The 19,187-nt window shown below is 60.4% G+C and carries 9 protein-coding genes and 1 tRNA gene; 3 read left to right on the forward strand and 7 right to left on the reverse strand.

What is annotated here, in order from left to right:
- Nucleotides 1–228 precede the first annotated feature (228 nt).
- The 3 genes from LIS66_RS14050 (at nt 229) to LIS66_RS14060 (ending at nt 9,158) form a co-directional block, all read left to right on the forward strand.
- Nucleotides 229–3,975 carry a YncE family protein gene (locus LIS66_RS14050; protein WP_227972390.1) on the forward strand — a complete coding sequence of 1,249 codons (3,747 nt, stop codon included), beginning with the start codon at nt 229–231 and terminating at the stop codon, nt 3,973–3,975.
- Nucleotides 3,976–4,279: 304 nt separating this feature from the next.
- A complete protein-coding gene (locus LIS66_RS14055) occupies nt 4,280–8,230 on the forward strand; it encodes a hypothetical protein (RefSeq protein WP_227972391.1) in 3,951 nt (1,316 codons plus the stop codon).
- Between the two features lie 568 nt (nt 8,231–8,798).
- Nucleotides 8,799–9,158, forward strand: a complete 360-nt coding sequence (locus tag LIS66_RS14060; protein ID WP_065616318.1) for a DUF6124 family protein — start codon at nt 8,799–8,801, stop codon at nt 9,156–9,158.
- 134 nt (nt 9,159–9,292) lie between these two features.
- Here the strand turns inward: LIS66_RS14060 and LIS66_RS14065 are convergent.
- From LIS66_RS14065 to fdnG, 7 genes are all read right to left on the reverse strand, one after another.
- A tRNA-Sec gene (locus tag LIS66_RS14065) sits at nt 9,293–9,388 on the reverse strand.
- A gap of 6 nt (nt 9,389–9,394) precedes the next feature.
- Complete coding sequence (gene selB / locus LIS66_RS14070) at nt 9,395–11,311, reverse strand: selenocysteine-specific translation elongation factor (RefSeq protein ID WP_227974515.1); 1,917 nt, start codon at nt 11,309–11,311, stop codon at nt 9,395–9,397.
- Entirely contained in the window at nt 11,308–12,720 is a 1,413-nt protein-coding gene (gene selA, locus LIS66_RS14075; protein ID WP_227972392.1) for an L-seryl-tRNA(Sec) selenium transferase, read from the reverse strand. The genes selB and selA overlap by 4 nt, the downstream gene beginning before the upstream one ends.
- A 585-nt stretch (nt 12,721–13,305) precedes the next feature.
- Nucleotides 13,306–14,232 (reverse strand): formate dehydrogenase accessory protein FdhE, encoded by a 927-nt coding sequence (gene fdhE, locus LIS66_RS14080; protein WP_227972393.1) that lies wholly within the window; start codon nt 14,230–14,232, stop codon nt 13,306–13,308.
- A gap of 3 nt (nt 14,233–14,235) precedes the next feature.
- Nucleotides 14,236–14,901: a formate dehydrogenase subunit gamma gene (locus LIS66_RS14085; protein WP_083352723.1), complete on the reverse strand. Its 666-nt coding sequence runs from the start codon at nt 14,899–14,901 to the stop codon at nt 14,236–14,238.
- A complete protein-coding gene (fdxH, locus tag LIS66_RS14090; RefSeq protein WP_064364792.1) occupies nt 14,898–15,833 on the reverse strand; it encodes a formate dehydrogenase subunit beta in 936 nt (311 codons plus the stop codon). The genes LIS66_RS14085 and fdxH overlap by 4 nt, the downstream gene beginning before the upstream one ends.
- Nucleotides 15,834–18,899, reverse strand: a complete 3,066-nt coding sequence (fdnG, locus tag LIS66_RS14095; RefSeq protein ID WP_227972394.1) for a formate dehydrogenase-N subunit alpha — start codon at nt 18,897–18,899, stop codon at nt 15,834–15,836.
- Nucleotides 18,900–19,187: the final 288 nt, after the last annotated feature.

The raw sequence follows: 19,187 nt of genomic DNA on the forward strand, positions 1-19,187 counted from the left end.
AGATCGCACCCTCGATCATTACCTCTGCCCGCCCGGCTCCACGCAACCACCGTTAAGCGACGTCGTCACCGCCGTAAGGCGCTTGCAACCGACGAAGCTTTCCCGGGCGCAGCGTCCGGAAAGGCGACCGCTCGTCGGATATCACTGCACACCTGTCAAGTCTGACAGGTGTGCATTCACGCCAAGTCGCGTTAACTCGTTCCGTCACTTCCCGTCGGAGCCGTTTCCATGTCCAGCCCCCAAAAACCCCTGCTACTCGCAGAACTCGGCATTCCTGGTCGCAGCAAGGACCCGGTGTCGAAGGATCCCGATGTCTGGGGTATCAACATCGCCGCCGCGCTGGACAACTTTCCGTGTCACGGCCTGCGGTGCGAGGCGGGGCCATGGGGAAATATGGCGAGTGGCGACAGGCTGACGATATTTTGGGGCACCGGGCACAACGTGCTGAGCAGGACCGTCCTCAAGGACGAGGTCGATACGCAACTGCGCATGTTCGTGCCTTCGCGGCACATGGTCGACGGCGAGTTTGCGGTGTCCTATTCCGTCAAGCCGCTGGGCGGCACAGATCAACCGTCCGAAGTCATGCAGGTGCTGGTCAAGCTGACGCGCCCGGGTGGCCACGATAACAACGGTGACGACGGCCATTCCAAGCTGATCATGATCATTGCGCAGGAGATTCTTGACGGCGGCATCCACGAGGGCAACGTGGCCGCTGGCGTGGACATCAGCATTGGCAAGGCCGACGGCACACCCCCCTATCCCAACGCCGCAGCCGGCGATATTTGCCGCGTGAGTTGGGGTGGATTCTTCGTGCCCAGTGCTCCACTGACCCAGGACCAGGCCGAAGGCACGGCGCCGATCATCGTGAAAATCAAAGAAGATATCATCAGAGACGCCGGTGATGCGCCCGGCGTGGCCGTGGTGTTTGAGGTGTACGACTGCGTCTTCAACCGCTCCGAGGACTGGAGCCCCGAGCAGCGCGTAAAAGTGGCGGTGGATGCGACCCGGCTGGGCGCACCGTTGCTCAGGGAAGCGCTGAACAACGTGCTGGATGTCGACGAGCTGGGCGACGCCGATGGCACCGTGCAAGTTGTTGCCACGGATACGAGCAAGTTCGAAGTCGGAGACGAGGTATTCATCAGAATCAAGGGCACCCCCGTCGAAGGACCGCCGATTAATTGGGAACCTTCAGCAGGCGTGGAGTTGAAAAGTGTGCCGAGCATTATGGAAACCACGGCTCCCAACGCCGTGCTGCGCCAGTTGGCCAAGTCCCAGATCACCTTGTCTTACCGACTGGAAAAAGCCGACGGCTCCGACGATCTGGAATCCAAAAGCCAATTCATCCGCGCCATCGGCGAAGTCCAGCGCCTGGCCGAACCGATCATGCTGGACGAGGATTCCGGTGCCCTGAACCCACCGCTGGACGTGGTACTCATGGACATTCCATTCGATACCTCCTTCGTCGAAGGCCTTGTCCTGCAGCCGATCATGCTCGGCACCACCTCCGGCCTGAAGCCGTACCTGCCTGCTCTGCCAACGCGCCCCATCACCCACAACGACATCGTCGCAGCCAAACCGCTGTCGTACAGCATTGACAGCAACCACCTGACCCCGGTCAACGGCGGCACGGCGGAGTTCTACTACCAACTCCTGATCCCGAGCGCGGCGTTCGCCAAGCTGGACGCGTACCTGGCCTCCCGCGCCATTCGCGAGTCGATCCACACCGACATCCTGCGAGTCGGCAAACCACGCCGGGAACTGCCCGAACCGGTGGTGGCCGGCGTGGTGGGCGGCGTCCTCCCACCTGACACCCCCGGCACCACCGCGACGGTCATCTACACGGAAACGGTCAAAGGCGATGAAGTGTTCATGTTCTGGGTCGGCTCGATCACCGGTGAGTATCCCGACTCGATCAAGCTGAACGAATTTACCGCCGGTCAGGAAGTACCGTTCCCCATCCCGGCCGCGTTGATCAAGGGCAACGAAGGCGGGACGGTGGTGGCCAAGTACGAAATCAAGCGTGCGGATGGGAGGACCAGTTATGCCGAGCCGTTGAAGTTCGATGTCGGCGTGGCGCTGGATCTGAAAGAGCCGAAAATCAAGCAAGCCCCGAACGACACCAGCCTTGACCCGCTGGAGGCCCAGAACGCCCTGACCTCAGTGATCAACTATGACGGCATGCTGGTCGGCGACAGGATTATCGTCCGCTTGACCGGCGCCCCCGGAACGCCGGCTGCCGGTTCGCACACCACCGAGCCATGGCCCGTCACCACCGTCGGCCCGCAGGAAATACCGCTGGCCGTCTCGGTGATCGCCTTCAACCTCACCAAGTCCATCACGCTGGATTACACGGTAACGCGCGGCACCCAGGATCCGAAAGAGTCGCGGATTCGTGCGCTGGCGGTGTTGCAACTGCGTGTGGATCTTTCGCACTCGCCGAAAATCATTCAAGCGGCCGACGGTGGTGACGGGACTGACCTGGATGTGTCCACGCTCACTGCTGCGGCAACTCTTCGTGGCGGTTTCTGGCCGCACATTGCCAGCGGCCAGCGTGTCTGGATGCGAGTGGAAGGCACAAAAAAAGACGATAAACCATATACGCGCACCGTATGGACTGGCCCGAGCAATGCGGTGAACGCGCTCTGGATATCGCAAGGTTATCTCGATGCATCCCTGCCCTTGGCTGATCTGCAGTGGTTGAAGGATCAAAGCGAACTGGCGGTGACGTTCATGTCCACCCCGGATCACAGCACGGATGAAAACCTGGCGCTGAGTTTTCCGGTACGTACTTATACCGTGAAGGCCGTTGAGGATGCGGTGCTAGTGAAGTTCACCAATGCGCCCTACGTGATCGCACCGAGAGGTCGGCTTAAGGATATCGAAGTTCAACTCAGCAATTTGGACGGAACACCCCTGCAGGGAACCGTCACATTGGACCTCCCCGCTGATTTCAGCTTTAGCGATGGAGGAAGCGGCTCACGGGATTTCCCCAGCGACATAGAGGGCAAAGTCAGTGTCCGCGGTGTAACAGGCGCTCAGACAAGTGGAAGTTACAATCTGGTGGCCAGTAAAGGTGCGTCAGTTGGCGAGGCATCGGCCACAGTGACGGCCCAGGGGCAACTGAAGAACATCCCTATTGGTGGTGGGAGCTGGGACGTGAAAATCAGTGCGGATGGCACGCGTATATACGTTTCCAGTTGGCAAAAAAAGAATCTTTCCATTATCGATACAGCAACCCATGAGATTATTACAACAATTGAGAACATCACCGGTGCTCATGGTGTTGCTATAAGTCCGGATGAGAGATTCTGTTATGTGAGCAACAGATCTGTCGGTAAGATCTCGGTAATTGACTTGCATGCCAAGGAGGTCATTCAAACTGTCGATACTGGTGGAGATCCTACAGGCCTGATTCTTAGTCTGGATGGTCGCTGGCTATTCTCTTGCAATTACAGTTCAGGCACTATCACAAGATGCAATACTGATACTTTTGCAGCCGAAACCATCCCCGCCGGGCGAAATCCACGCCAAGGATTCGCTGGCTCTGATGGCAAATCTATTTACATATGCAATCAGACAAGCTCTGAACTTTCCATCATCGATATCGCGACATTTACCCGTCGCGCAATCGTGCTCCCTGCGCCAGCACTGGGTATCACCATCAACCACGCTGGAGATTCAGCCTATATTGCTACAGCGACCGGCATTTCAGTCATTGATATTAAACAGGAAGTAGCAATCCGACACATTGAAAGTATTGGAGGACATGCATTGATCACCAGCAAGACTGACGATTACTTATACATTACGAATATAAGTGAAGACTTGTTGCACACCATAAATCTAAGTACTGGCGCTGCTGGGCCAGCCTATCCAATTGGAAGCGGGCCTCGTCACCTCGTAAGCAGTATGGACGGAGGTTCAATGTATGTATGTAATTATGGGAGTACTTATTTGTCATGGGTTGAATTGTGATTTTCTTCCAACCCTTTAACCGACATGTGAGGGCTGGATCAGGCCAATCGTTAAATCGACATCTTTATGGCAGCCTTCGACGTATTAGCGGAGCGCCTTCTAAACGCACCGGTTTGTGACGCAATCGGCCGGTTATCCGCATGAAAGCGCAGCGCAATTTTTACAGGTTTTATCAGCGGCGACTCGACCTCTCCAACATTACCACCCGTCGGATTTCCGCCCGCACCTGTCAGATCTGACAGGTGCGCAATCTCCCTTTTAGCCGTTCAATCACTCCATCGCTCAAGCCCACGGAGTGGCCACCATGTCCGACAACGACCCAATCAACGACGCTCCGCAGCTGCTACAGGAACTCAAAATCCCCGGCCGTACGGGTCCAGTGTCGTCGACGCCCCTGAGGTGGGGCATCAATCTCGCCGCGGCGAAGCTCAACTTCCCTCGTCAGGGCCTGCTCTGCCAGGCCGGGCCTTGGGGGACGATGGGTAACCGCGACTCGTTGCGCATCTTGCGGGACTCCGATCTGCAGATAGCGCTGGAAATCGTTGATGAGGATGCGGTCGGCACCGAGCTGCAAATGTTCGTGGAGGCCAGGCACCTTACCGAAGGAATGCACACACTCTCCTACACCGTCACCCGCCTCGGCGGTACGCCCGAACCCTCGGAAGTGATGCAGGTGCTGGTCAAACTCACCCTCCCCGGTGGCCCTGACCATAGCGAGGGGCCGGGGCATCCGGGACTGGTGATGAGCATTCCCGAGGATATTTTGAAGGACGGTGTCCACCAGGGTAACGTCGATGCTGGCGTATCGATCACTCTCGGAAAAGCTGATGGCTCGCCGCCTTATCCGTTCGCCGCCGCTGGCGATACGCCTCAGTTCAGCTGGGGCGGAATGTTCTTTTCTGGCCCTGCACTGACCCAGGAACAGGCTGACGGCGAGACGCCGGTTATCGTGACCATTCCAAAGAAAACCATCGTAGACGCCGGCGACTCTGGCGAGGCAGGGCTGGCCGTGGCCTTCGAAGTTTATGACCTGGTCGACAATCGCTCCGACGGCTGGTGCGTCGAGCAACGGGTAGTCGTGACGCTTGACAAAACCCGGCTGGGCGCGCCTTTGCTCAAGGAGGCTATCAACAACGTACTGGACGTCGACAACCTGGGCGACGCCGACGGTACGGTTCAAGTTATGGCCGTAAACCCTACCCCACCTTCGCCCCCTCCAGTCCCTCCACAACCGATAGACTTCGAGGTAGGTGACACCATTTTTGTCCGAATCAAAGGCACCCCGAAAGAAGGTCCGCCGATCGACATTGAATTACCGGGAAAAGTCTTGATCAGCGTGCCCAGCATTCCTGAGATCATCGTGTCCAACGCCGTGCTGCGCCAGCTGGCTCAGGCTCAGATCGCCCTGTCTTATCGCTTGAAAAAGGCCGATGGCAGCGCACAACGGGATGCCAAAACCCAGTTCATCAGCGCCATCGGCGAGATTCACCGGCTCCCCGCTCCCGTGGCACTGGAGGCCAGACAAGGCGCCATCGATCCGCTGCATCCGGACCTGAAACAGGTCACCATCGAAATCGCCTTCGGCCCCTACTTCGCCGTCGGCCAAGCGATCAAGCTGTTTTGGCTCGGCACTCGCCCCGACCTGACCCCCTACCTGCCGAACCTGAACCTGCGACCGATTACCCAAGGCGATATGGACGCCCAACTTCCGCTGCAGATCATCGTCGACAAGCAGCACCTGACACCGATCATTGGCAAAGAGCTGGAGCTGTATTACCAGTTGCTGATCGAGGACTCGGTACTCGGCACCATGAGCAAACTCAACCAGACCCACGCGATCCGCGAATCGATCCACGCCGATATCCTGCAGATCGGCAAACCACGCCAGGAATTGCCCGAGCCGCCAGTCGACGGCGTGGTCAGCGGCGTCCTGCCATCCGATACCAACGGCACCACACTGACCGTGAACTACCTCAAGACCGTAAAGGGCGACATCGTCACGCGGGCCTGGGAAGGCTCCATTACCGGCGTAAACAGCGACCGGGTCGAACTGAGCTCCTTCACCGCCGGCCAGCCTGTGGCGTTCCCGATCAAGGCCGAACTGATCAAGGGCAACGAAGGCGGGACGGTGAAGGCGTATTACGACATCAAGCGCGCGGCGGGTGGAACGAGTTATTCGGATACGCTGGCGTTCAGTGTCGGCGTGGCGCTGGATCTGAAAGAGCCGAAAATCAAGCAAGCCCCGAACGACACCAGCCTTGACCCGCTGGAGGCCCAGAACGCCCTGACCTCGGTGATCAACTATGACGGCATGCTCGTCGGCGACAAAATTATCGTCCGCTGGACCGGCGCCCCCGGAACGCCGGCTGCCGGTTCGCACACTACCGAGCCATGGCCCGTCACCACCGTCGGCCCGCAGGAAATACCGCTGGCCGTCTCGGTGCTCGCCTTCAACCTCGCCAAGTCCATCACGCTGGATTACACGGTAACGCGCGGCACCCAGGATCCGAAAGAGTCGCGGATTCGTGCGCTGGCGGTGTCGCCCATTGCGCAAAGCGATTTGCCCGGGCCGCTGATCGTGCAGGCCTCCGAACAAGGCGAAGGGCCGGAATTGGACGTCAGTCAATTGACCACCAACGCCACCCTTCGCGCGAACAGTTACCCGCATATTGCGTTGAGACAATATGTCTGGCTGAAAGCGAAAGGGACATTAAAAGGCGGGGGCGACTACTCGAAAACCTTCTGGCAACCGCCGGGTTCGCAAACCAATGCGACGTGGATCGACCAGGGTTTTTACACCCACACATTTCCGCTGCCGGACTTGCAAAGCCTGGAAGATGGCAGAGACCTGGAACTGGAGTTCAAGGCAGGCTTTGGCGGCAGTCAAGTCGAGACAGAGGCCGTGACGTTTGCCCTACGGACTTACAGGATCAAGGCCTACGAAAACGTTGTGCCGACCCTGGACTCGGTAAAAGGCTCACCCAGCGGGGATGAAATCCCTCACAGCAACCCTACCGTAGAAACAGCCGTCACGCTGAGTGGGACGGGCACGCCCAACAGCAAAATCGATCTGGTCAATTACGACGCACTAATGCCAAACACGGAGATTCAGGTCAATCCACAGGGGGAATGGACATTTCAACTGGCGGGGCTGGTGGCCGGAACTACCTACAACTTGCGCGCCAAACGCAAGGACGGGCCTGTTTCCAATGCGCGCGATGTAGTTGTGGTCGCACTGGTAGTGCCGACGCTGGACAATGTATTGGATGAAAAAGGGGGGGAAGTGCCGGAAGGTACAATCACGGTCAGCACCGATCTGATACTCAAAGGCACCGCGAGCAAGGGCCAGAGACTCGAAATTTTTGAAGGAAACGGCCCGAACCACACCTCCAAGGGGGTGGCCACCGCCTCGACAGCAACAGGCATGTGGGAGTTGCCTATTACTGTTGCAGTGGGTGCCCGGAGGTTATACGCAGGATCGCTGTATACATCATCCCCGCAATGGTCAAATGTGCGCACACTGACTGTGACGGCGGCTACCGCGCCAACGTTGACATCGGTCAAAGGCTCTCCCAGCGATGACGAAATTCCCCAGAACGGCACCACGGTAGAAACCGCCGTCACGCTGTCTGGCGTCGCTGCCAAAGGTCAGCAGATCGAAGTATTCGACGTTGCAACGTCAGTAGGCAAAGCGACTGCCGATCCCGCAACGGGCATATGGGAACTGCCGGTTACAGGCCTGAGCGTGGCTACGTACAACTTCAAGGCCAGAGCGTTGTATGCCCCAGGCGCAGAATCGACGCCTCCCCGGACGCTAACCGTCATCTCATTTGAAGGTTTTGAATCTCTCCAAGAGCAAGAGATATTTACTACTCTCATAACACCTGTCGGCACATTTACTAAAAACGCCCCGGGATTCGCCTCCATAAGTACTTATAAGCCCGGTGGAGGCGAACCCGTCTACCCTTCACACACTCTCCATGGGCGACATCTCATAATTAGACAATCAGGTGTAGACTTCCAAATTAACTTTGTTTGTTCCAGTGTCAGCTTTTGGCATTCAAGAGTAGACCCAGGATACGAGCCCAGAGTATCCATTTATGACGACAGCGACAGGTTACTAGATCGCCGATTACTAAGCGTGTCTCGCTCAGATGTACACGAACACAAATTCATTGGAGCTCGCATCAATAAAATAATATTTGAAGCCTCAACGGATGGCTATTATATCGACAGTTTCACATTTACCAGATAATAGATGTCAAAGATCGCCAATAAAGCCAAACTGAGAAACGGGGATATGAGACAGTGAAAAAGGAGAAAAGGGGACGCATTTATTAACCACCCTCCCTGAAAGCCGCACTCTTAGCAAAAGGGAGTGCGGTTTTTTCATTTAATCCAATTCGTAGCAATCGTTGGGCAGTATTTAAGACTATAACCGCAAGGGTTATCGGGGCAGGCCACGTTTTACCCAGACAATCGCCCGACTTTTCGCCTGTTAAACTGAAGTGTTTAAAAGACACCTCCAGATACGCCTTTCAGGCTACAAATTCTTGCGCCATTGCCTACAGCTACGCCAGAATCCGCCGGCTTGTGCACCTTGGGGGCGGGTTCTATTGTGGTGCGGTCGCTGAATGTTCAGTGATCGGGTTTAGCAGCCCGGGTTATCTCTAGACGCACAAGGTGTTGCCATTATGGCGGCTTTGCGTGGGGCACTTCGGTGCGCCGGGTTCTAGAGTCCTGGTCTGCTAACCCGCGTACAGCCGCCACCTCCTTCGTTAGCAGCGAACGGTGGCAGTTTCACCACTCTAGAGGCTTCACCCATGATCAAACCAACACCCAACCCACCCGAAACCGACCCCACCTCTCCCTACGAATCCCTCGATTCCAAAAAACTCCACCAAGCCGCCGACCGCGCCCTCGACCACTACCTCTGCCCACCCGGCTCCACCCCACCGCCCTTCAGCCCCCGGGCCATGTACGCCGTCACCGCCGACACCAAAAACGAAGACCTGCTGGCCAACGCCTGTGAAACCCTCGCCTCGGCCAAAACCATCGCCCAGGAATTCGCCGGACTCGTCAAACCATCGCAGCGCCGGACGCTGATGGGCATCGCGCAGCTGATCATGCTCGGAGAACTGGCGGTGAATCGGGTGCTGGATAATCTGGAGTTGCCGAATTAGTTCGGGTACAGATCGTTCCCACGCTCTGCGGGGGAACGATCAACACCGGCAAGATCAAAAGATCGCAGCCTTCGGCAGCTCCTACGACTCGGTGTAGGAGCTGCCGAAGGCTGCGATCTTTTGCTTTGGAAAACTGGCGGAAGGCAGCCGGAGTCGAACCTGCCCGGGAACGGATGCCGTCCCCAACCGGGTTTGAAGCCCGGCCGCGCCACCGGGCGCGATTGCCTTCCTTGAACTCATTGCGCGTCGGCGTGGGCCAGCGCGTTGTCGCGGCGGATCTGGCGGGATTCGCCGAGGCGACGGGTCAGGCCGAGTCGGTCGAAATACTCCAGATACTGAATGCAGCGTTTGCGTCCCAAGCCTAGCGCATCGCGGAAGGTTGTCACCTGGATCGACGGATTTTCTTCAGCGAGTTTCAGCAACAACGCCGCCATTTGCCGCACGGCGATGTCGCTGATGAACAGGTCGCGCACCACCTGGTGCATCAGCCCCAGCCGTGCCAGTTTGCGCAGCAGCGGGCGGACGCTGGCGTCTTCTTCGCCGAGCATTTTCGCCGCGTCGCGCACCCACGGTGGGTCGAAACCGGCCTGTTCGAACAACGGCTGTAATTGCTGCCAGAGGATTTCATCGTCGGCATTCAGGCGCACCTGATGATCGGGCAGATGCAACCACGGACCACTGGCGAGGATCGAGCCGGCGCTGAGCAATTCATCCAGCAAACTGACAAACGTCGAGCGTTCCAGTGCCAGGGCGCTGAAGCGTCGCAGGCGATCGCGGTCAGGGCCCATTTGGTCGGGTTCTTGTTCGTGAAACCGCGCCAATTGTTCGAGCAAATTGAATTTCAACTGGCCCCAGCGCTGGACGTTGAACAGCAGCGGCCCTTGGCGGGTGTCGATCAGGCGGATGTTTTCCGCCAGCGTCCACTGCGCGCGCGGGCGATTGAACTGGCGTTCGAGGCGTTGCGGGTCGAGGCCGCCGGGGCTGTGGTTGAGCAGCGCTGGCAAGGCTTGTTCGAGACCGACGCTGAGGGCGAGGGTTTGCAGATGCGCCAGACGTTCGGGGCTGCGGCGTTGGCGGGCCGGGGCGAACGGGTCGAGGACGACGCCGCCGCCCACGGTGCGCTGGGCGCTGGCGTCGCGCAGGATCAATCGATCGCCCTTCACCGCGTGTACCGGCGCGTTAATCAGCAGTTGCGCGAACATGCGCTCGCCGGAACTCAGGCGCGGGCCTTGCAGCAAGGCGACGCGGGCGATGACGTCCTGGGTGCCGAGGTGCAGATGCACCGGGTGGAAGTGTTCGAAGGTGCGCTCGCCGGGCAACAGCTGAAATTCGATGTCGATGCGCTGGGTCGGGGCGTGCAGCCAGTCTGCCAGCAGCCATTGGCCACGGTGGATCTGCGCCAGTTCCAGACGATCGCCGCTGAGGTTCAACGCCACGCGTTGGCCGGCGAAGGCCCGTTCAGCAGTTTGGTTTTGCGCGTGCAGTCCGCGGATGCGCACCGATTTGCCGGCAGGCGCCAGAACCAGTCTGTCGCCTACCGCGACAGTCCCCGACAGCGCCGTGCCCGTGACCACAATCCCCGCGCCAGCCACGCTGAACGCGCGATCAATCGCCAAACGAAACCCGCCCTCACAACTGCGCGCCAGCACGTCTTTTTGCGCCCGCAACAAAGCCGCGCGCAGTTCGTCGACACCCTGCCCGCTCACACTCGACACGGTAAAGATCGGCGCATCAGCAAAAGGCCCGGGCGCGAGCAGGTCGAGTACCTGACGCTGCACCTCTTCCACCCTGCCCGTCCCGGCCCGGTCGCATTTTGTGATCGCCACCAACGCGCGGGGAATGCCGAGCAGTTCGACGATCGCCAGATGCTCGCGGGTCTGCGGCATCACGCCGTCGTCCGCCGCGACCACCAGCAATACCAGATCAATGCCCTGCGCGCCGGCGAGCATGTTGTGGGTGAATTTCTCGTGGCCGGGGACGTCGATGAACCCGGTGAGCCCCGCGCCAGGTTCAAGTTCGGCATAGAGATAACCCAGGTCGATGGTCATGCCGCGTTCGCGCTCCTGCGGGCGGCGGTCGCCGGTCTGGCCGGTCAGCGCCTGCAACAGCGAGGTCTTGCCGTGGTCGATGTGCCCCGCCGTGCCGACGATCACCGGTCGACCTGCAATTGCGGCAACTGCGCCAGCCACGCCGGTTCATCGTCGAGCTGACGCAGATCGAGCCACAGCGCATCGTCGTCGATACGCCCGAGCACCGGAATCGGCAACGCGCGCAATGCCGCTTCCAGATTCAACAGATAGCGCCCGCGCCAGCGCTTGGACACCTGCGGGCGGCAACACAGTGCCGCACTCGGCAGGCGCGCCACCGGTTGGCTGCCGCTGCCGATCATGCCCAGGGCCTCGACCGCGCTGACCTGCCAGACCGAGCCCAGGATTTCAGCCAGTAAGGGCTGCAAACGTGACGCCTGAGCGCAGATGTCGGCCTGCGGACGGGTCAACAGGCGCAGACTCGGCAGGCGTTCAGCGAGACGATCCGGATCGCGATACAAACCCAGCACCGCTTCCAGCGCGGCCAAGGTCAACTTGTCGACGCGCAGCGCACGCTTCAATGGGTTCTTCTTGATCTTCGCGATCAGCTCTTTGCGCCCGACGATCAACCCGGCCTGCGGGCCGCCAAGCAATTTGTCGCCGCTGAAGGTGACGATATCCGCACCGTCCAGCAGCGCCTGGCGTACCGTCGGTTCTGCCGGCAAGCCCCAGCGGGTCAGGTCGAGCAGGCTGCCGCTACCCAGGTCCTCCAGCAATGGCAAGCCATGGGCGTGCGCCAACACGGCCAGTTCAGCGGTGGGAACCCGCGCGGTGAAACCTTCGATGCTGTAATTGCTGGCATGCACGCGCATGATCAAACCGCTGCGCGGGCCAATGGCGGCCTCGTAGTCACGGGCGTGGGTGCGATTGGTGGTGCCGACTTCGTGCAGGCGCACGCCGGCGCGGGCCATGATGTCGGGGATACGGAACGCGCCGCCGATCTCGATCAGTTCACCGCGGGAGATGATGCCTTCCTTGCGCGCGCCGAGGCTGTTGAGGGTCAGCAGCACCGCGGCGGCATTGTTGTTGACCACGGTAACGGCCTCGGCACCGGTCAGTTCGCGGATCAGTTCTTCGATCAGATCATCGCGATCACCGCGTTTGCCGCTGGCCAGATCGAACTCCAGATTGAGCGGATAACGTGCGGCCATTTGCACCGCGTCGATGGCCTCTTCGGGCAGCAAGGCGCGGCCGAGGTTGGTGTGCAGCACCGTGCCGGTGAGATTGAATACCCGGCGAACCTGACTGCGCTGCTGTTGCGCCAAGCGTTCGCCGACGCGACCGGCGAGGACTTCGGCGCCGATTTCAACGGCGGACAATTGCCCGCTCAACACGCCGGGACGCAGCTCATCGAGCAACTGACGCAGCCCCGTCAGCAACGAATCCCGGCCGTAACGCTCGGCCAACGGCGCGCACGCCGGGTGACGCAACAAGCCATCAATGGACGGCAACCGCAGGGCAACGCTGGAAGACATCAGCCACTCCTGATTCGACTGAAACAGCCCCTTGGGGAACAAGCTCCCTCCCACAAGGGTTTCAGAAGTGTAGACGCACTGTGGGAGTGAGCCTGCTCGCGAATGCGGTGTGTCAGTCAGTGTGGATGTGGCTGACCTGACGCCATCGCGAGCAGGCTCGCTCCCACGTTGTTTTGTGGAGGCCGGCAGAATGAGTGCACGCAGCCAATCCCTGTGGGAGCGAGCCTGCTCGCGAATGCGGTGTGTCAGTTAGTGTGGAGGTGGCTGACCTGACGCCATCGCGAGCAGGCTCGCTCCCACAGGGGATTTGTGGCTGACCGGAATTTGTGGTCCGGCGCAACATCTGTGGGAGCTGGCAAGCCAGCTCCCACAGAGATTCGGGGTGGAATGAGGATAGTTGGTCTCCGTCAATCCCTGTAGGAGTGAGCCTGCTCGCGAAATCGGTGTGTCAGCTAGGGTGGATGTGGCTGACCTGACGCATTCGCGAGCAGGCTCACTCCTACAGGGGATTTGTGGCTGACCGGGCTTTGTGGTCCGGCACGACATCTGTGGGAGCAGGCCTGAACTCCCACAGTTTTGCTCTCGTCATTCGTCTCCCGGCGCCAGCAGCAGATTGGGTGCCAGACGCTGATAACCGTCCTGGGCCAGACGCATGTCCAGCAGCAAACTGCCGAGATCCGCCGACAACGCCTCGGCTTCGGCGTCGTTCTCCAGGTAGAGCAATTTCAGGTAGCTGTTGCAGCTCGGGCAGACTTCGGCGCGCAATGGCGCCTGCTCGGCGCTGTGCCGATCGTCTTCCTGGCTCAGGTACTCGAGGCCCTTGCTCTGCTCGCAATACACGCACTTGACCCGCACCACGTGCCATTCGCAGGCACACAGCGAACACACCAGATAACGCAAGCCGTTGTGCTTGCCGCGATGGCGAATCACCCCGGCCATGGCCGGCGATCCGCAGGCCGGGCATTGGCTGAGGCTGTCGCCGGGTTTGAGTTGCAGATTCGGCACTCTGAGCAACCAGTGGCTCCACGCGGTTTGCAGGGCCGCGCCGAGAAACGGCACCAGCGCCGCCGGCACCAGCGAATACTGGCCGCTGACCAGCGCCACCGCCCACGCGCGCAACTGGCCGGGACTGGCGGCGCGCAGGCTGTCCAGCGCGTCGATGACCGCAGGCTGATCCGCGGGCGCGTAGCGCTCCAGCAAGGCGTCGAGCCACGGCTGCCAGGCCTCTTCGCGCACCAAGGTATCTGCCGCGAATGGTGGCAGACCGTGTCGCTGACAGGCTTCGAAACGCTGCGCATCAAACGGCGCGGTGAGCGGCGGATCGTCGAAGACCTGCTGCTGTGCCCGGCATAATCCGGCCATCAACCGCAGATAATCCGCCAACCCGTTGCCCTCGGCCAGACGCTCAAGGCGCTCAGCGCGCAGGGCAAACAGGTTACGCGGTGGCAGGTAAAGAAACGGCGGCGAACTGACCGCCGCCTCGATTTCCCCAGGTTCAAGAATGCTTGGCAAAAGTCAGCCCTTTTTCGTCAGCGGTCGCTCGGGCAGGTCCCGAGGCTGTTCGTCGCGGGTCACCTCGCGGTACCACAGTTCATGGTGTTTTTTCGCCCACGGCCGGCTGACCCAGCCATGCAGCATGGCGTCGACCGAACCCTTGATCCACAAACCGGCGTAGATGTGCACGATGATGCTCAGCACCAGCACGAACCCGGCCAGTGCATGCAACAGCATGGCCCAGCGGATCGTGGTGATGCCGAAGTACGCGCTGAACCACGCGCGCCAGATCACCAGCCCGGTGAACAGCAACGCGAGCATGCACAACAGTAAAGTCCAGAACAACAGCTTCTGCCCGGCGTTGTACTTGCCCACCGGCGGCACGCTTTCTTCGTCGTTGACCATCACCCGATTGATCCGCCGCAACCACCGCCGGTCGTTGGCGATGAAGAAATTGCTGCGCCAGAAGCTGAACACCAGGCCGAGGAACAGCACGAACATGGCGATGCCCATGTACGGGTGCAGGATCCGCGTCCAGGTGCCGCCGCCGAACAGATTACTCAGCCAGAACAGCGACGGATGAAACAACGCCAGCCCCGACAACCCGGCCAGGAAGAACAGGATCGCCACCAGCCAGTGATTCGTGCGCTGGTTGGCGCTGTAACGCAGGATCGTCTTGTTGCTCATGGCCGCTCCTCCCCGCGTGGATCGAAGGTGTGCACCGCCGGGTCGACCACGTGCACCGAGGTGTCAGGCGCTGGCGGCTGTTCATCTTCCTCGACACGATTCGGGCCGATGCGCACGTAGTGGAAGAACCCGGCCAGCACCGCCGCCCCCATCGCCAACAGACCGAGGGGTTTGCTGATGCCTTTCCACAAATCCACCAGCGGACTGATCGCCGGGTGATCCGGCAGGCCGGCATAGATTTTCGGCGTGTCGGCGTGGTGCAGCACGTACATCACGTGGGTGCCGCCAACCCCGGCCGGGTCGTACAGACCGGCGTTTTCGAAGCCGCGGCTTTTCAGGTCGACGATGCGTTCAGCGGCGTGTTCCTTCATGTCTTCCTTGGTGCCGAAAACGATGGCGCCGGTCGGGCAGGTTTTCACGCAGGCCGGCTCCAGCCCCACCGCCACCCGGTCGGAACACAGCGTGCATTTGTAGGCCTTGTGATCTTTCTGCGAAATGCGCGGAATGTTGAACGGGCAACCGGTGATGCAATAGCCGCAACCGATGCAGTGATCCTGATCGAAATCGACGATGCCGTTGGCATGCTGGATGATCGCGCCGGGGCTCGGGCACGCGGCCAGACAACCGGGCTCGGCGCAGTGCATGCAGCCGTCCTTGCGGATCAGCCATTCAAGGTTGCCGGCGTCGGTTTCGTGCTCGGTGAAGCGCATCAGCGTCCATGAGTCCGCCGTCAGGTCCTGCGGATTGTCGTAGGTGCCGTGGTTGTGACCGACCTCGTCGCGCAGCTCGTTCCATTCCGAGCAGGCGACCTGGCAAGCCTTGCAGCCGATGCATTTGGTGGTGTCGATCAGCTTGGCAACGCCCTGCTGGGTTCTCACCGACGGCGGCACCGTGGTAGTGGCCGAGCGGGCAATGATGTCTTGGCTGGCCATTTACAGTTTCTCCACGTTGACCAGGAATGACTTGGATTCCGGGGTCTGAGTGTTGCCATCGCCGAGGAACGGCACCAGGGTGTTGGTCAGGTAACCGTGGCGCGTCAGGCCGGTGAATCCCCAGTGCAGCGGGATGCCGATCTGATGCACGACCTGGCCGTTGACCTGCAGCGGCCGGATGCGTTTGGTCACCACCGCGACCGCTTCGATAAAGCCGCGTTTGCAACTGACCCGCACACGATCACCGGCCGCAATGCCCTTCTCGTTCGCCAGCACTTCGCCGATTTCCACGAACTGCTCGGGCTGGGCAATCGCGTTCAACTTGCAGTGCTTGCTCCAGAAGTGGAAATGCTCGGTGAGCCGGTAGCTGGTGCCGGCGTACGGGTAGTCCTTGGCCTCACCGAGGGTTTCCCAGACCGAATCGAAGATCCGCGCCGCCGGGTTGCTGGTGGCGTTCTTGTTCTGCGGGTGCAGCGGGTTAATGCCGATCGGCGTCTCGAACGGCTCGTAGTGCTCGGGGAAAGGCCCTTCGTTCATCTTGTCGACGGCGAAGAACCGCGCCACGCCTTCGGGGTTCATGATGAACGGATTCATCCCGGCTTCCGGCGGCACGTCGGCCTTGTAGTCCGGCACGTCGGTGCCGGTCCAGGTCTTGCCGTTCCACCACACCAGACGCTTTTTCGGGTCCCACGGCTTGCCCGCCGGGTCCGACGAAGCGCGGTTGTAGAGAATCCGCCGATTGGCCGGCCACGCCCAGGCCCAGCCCTGATGCTGGTGCATGCCGAACGGGTCGGCATTGTCGCGGCGGGCCATCTGGTTGCCAGCCTCGGTCCAACTGCCGGCGAAGATCCAGCAACCGGACGCGGTGCTGCCGTCGTCCTTGAGCAATCCGAAGCCGGCCAGTTGCGTGCCGGCCTTGACCGTGACGCCGCTGGCATCGGTGAAATCGCTGACGGCGGTGCCGTTGATTTCCCGCGCCAGTTCTTCCGGCGAAGGCTCGTCGGGAATCTTGTATGGCCACGACAGCTTGAGCAGCGGATCGGGAAACTTGCCGCCCTCGGTCTGATAGCGCTGGCGCAGACGCAGGAACAGTTCGCTCATGATGCGGATGTCGGTCTGCGCTTCGCCAGGGCCGTCGGCGCCTTTCCAGTGCCATTGCAGCCAGCGACTGCTGTTGACCAGCGAGCCATCCTCTTCGGCAAAGCAGGTGGTTGGCAGGCGAATCACTTCGGTCTGGATTTCCTCGGTTTTCACGTCGTTGTACGGCCCGACGTTTTGCCAGAACTCTGAGGTTTCCGTGGCCAGCGGGTCCATCACCACCAGCCACTTGAGCTTGGCCAGTGCGCCCATCACCCGGTTCTTGTCCGGCAACGCGGCGATCGGGTTGAAGCCCTGGCAGAAGTAGCCGTTGACCTTGCCCTGGCTCATCAGGTCGAACATTTTCAGCACGTCGTAGTTGGGGATGTCGAGCTTCGGCAAATGGTCGAACAGCCAGTTGTTCTCGGCGGTGGCGTTGGCGCCGTACCAGGACTTCATCAGGCTGACGTGGAATTTGCTGTAGTTCTGCCAGTAAGAGAGCTGCCCCGGTCTCAGCGGCACCTGCGTGCGTTTGAAGATGAACTGGCCGTAGTCCTGCTCGCTGTCGCTGGCCAGAGTGAGGTAGCCGGGCAATGCGTTGGACAGCAGGCCGAGGTCGGTCAGGCCCTGAATGTTCGAATGCCCGCGCAAGGCATTGACCCCGCCGCCTGGCATGCCGACGTTGCCCAACAGCAGTTGCACCATCGCCGCGCTGCGGATGATCTGCGCGCCGATCGAGTGCTGCGTCCAGCCGAGCGCATAGAGAATCGTCATGGTCTTGCCCGGTGTCGAGCAGGTGGCGATTTCTTCCCAGATTTTCTGCATGGCGTCGACGGGCATGCCGCAGATCTGGCTCGCCAGATCGATGTTGTAGCGGCTGTAATGCTGCTTCATCAACTGATAGACGCAGCGCGGGTCTTGCAGGGTCGGGTCGACGCGGACGAAACCGTCTTCGGCGAACTCGTAGCCCCAGCCGGACTTGTCGGTATAGCTGCGCTTCTTCGCGTCATAACCGCTGAACAGGCCGTCTTCGAAGCCATAGCCGGCTTTGACGATGAACGACACGTCGGTGTAGTTGCGCACGTATTCGTGCTGGATCTTGTCCTCGGTCAGCAGGTAATTGATCAACCCGCCCATGAAGGCAATGTCGGTCCCGGTGCGGATCGGCGCGTAATAGTCGGCCACCGAAGCAGTCCGGGTAAAACGCGGATCAACGACGATCAGCCGCGCGGCGTTATGCGCCTTGGCCTCGGTCACCCATTTGAAGCCGCACGGATGCGCTTCTGCTGCGTTGCCGCCCATTACCAGGATCAGATTCGCGTTGGCGATATCGGTCCAGGTATTGGTCATGGCACCACGGCCGTACGTCGGGGCAAGACTTGCCACCGTCGGGCCGTGTCAGACACGCGCCTGGTTATCGAACCCCAGCAGGCCGAGGCTGCGAATCACCTTTTGGGTGATATAGCCGGCTTCATTGGACGCCGCCGACGCCGCGAGGAAACCGGTGGTCAGCCAGCGATTCACCGTTTGCCCGTCGGCATTTTTCTCGATGAAATTCGCATCGCGGTCGGCCTTCATCAGGTCGGCGATGCGATCGAGCGCTTCGTCCCAGCCGATGCGCGTCCATTCATTGCTGCCGGGCTTGCGCACCTGCGGGTACTGCAAGCGGCCGGGGCTGTGAATGAAGTCGAGCAGGCCCGCGCCTTTCGGGCACAGGGTGCCGCGATTGACCGGGTGGTCGGAATCGCCTTCGATGTGAATGATGTTTTGCGCCACGTTCTTGCCGGCATCGCCCTGGCTGTACATGATCAAGCCGCAACCGACCGAGCAATACGGGCAGGTGTTGCGGGTTTCACGGGTGTGGGCGAGCTTGAAGTGACGCACCTGCTCGGCGAAGGCCGCCGTCGGGGCCATGCCCAACGCGCCCAGGCTTGAGCCTGCAAGGCCGATACCGGCGACCTTGAAGAACTGACGACGGCTGAGATCCATCGTGCACTCCTGATCAGGTGGAACCCGGTACTTGCGCCGGGCTTTATCTGGACAATCACGGTTGCGACGCCTTGGCGCCGACATTTTCACTGTAGACAAAGCCCTTGCCGATTGTGTGAAAACCGACCGTCGGGAGTCTGGCCCGGATTTCCAGCCAGTACACAACCCCTGTGGGAGCGAGCCTGCTCGCGAAAGCGGTGGGTCGTTCAACTCGATGCTGCCTGACCCGACGTATTCGCGAGCAGGCTCGCTCCCACACAGATGGCGTTGCGCATAGAATGTCCGCCA

The sequence above is a fragment of the Pseudomonas sp. HN2 genome, assembly GCF_020736465.1.
In the GTDB taxonomy this organism is placed as follows: Bacteria; Pseudomonadota; Gammaproteobacteria; order Pseudomonadales; family Pseudomonadaceae; genus Aquipseudomonas; species Aquipseudomonas moraviensis_A.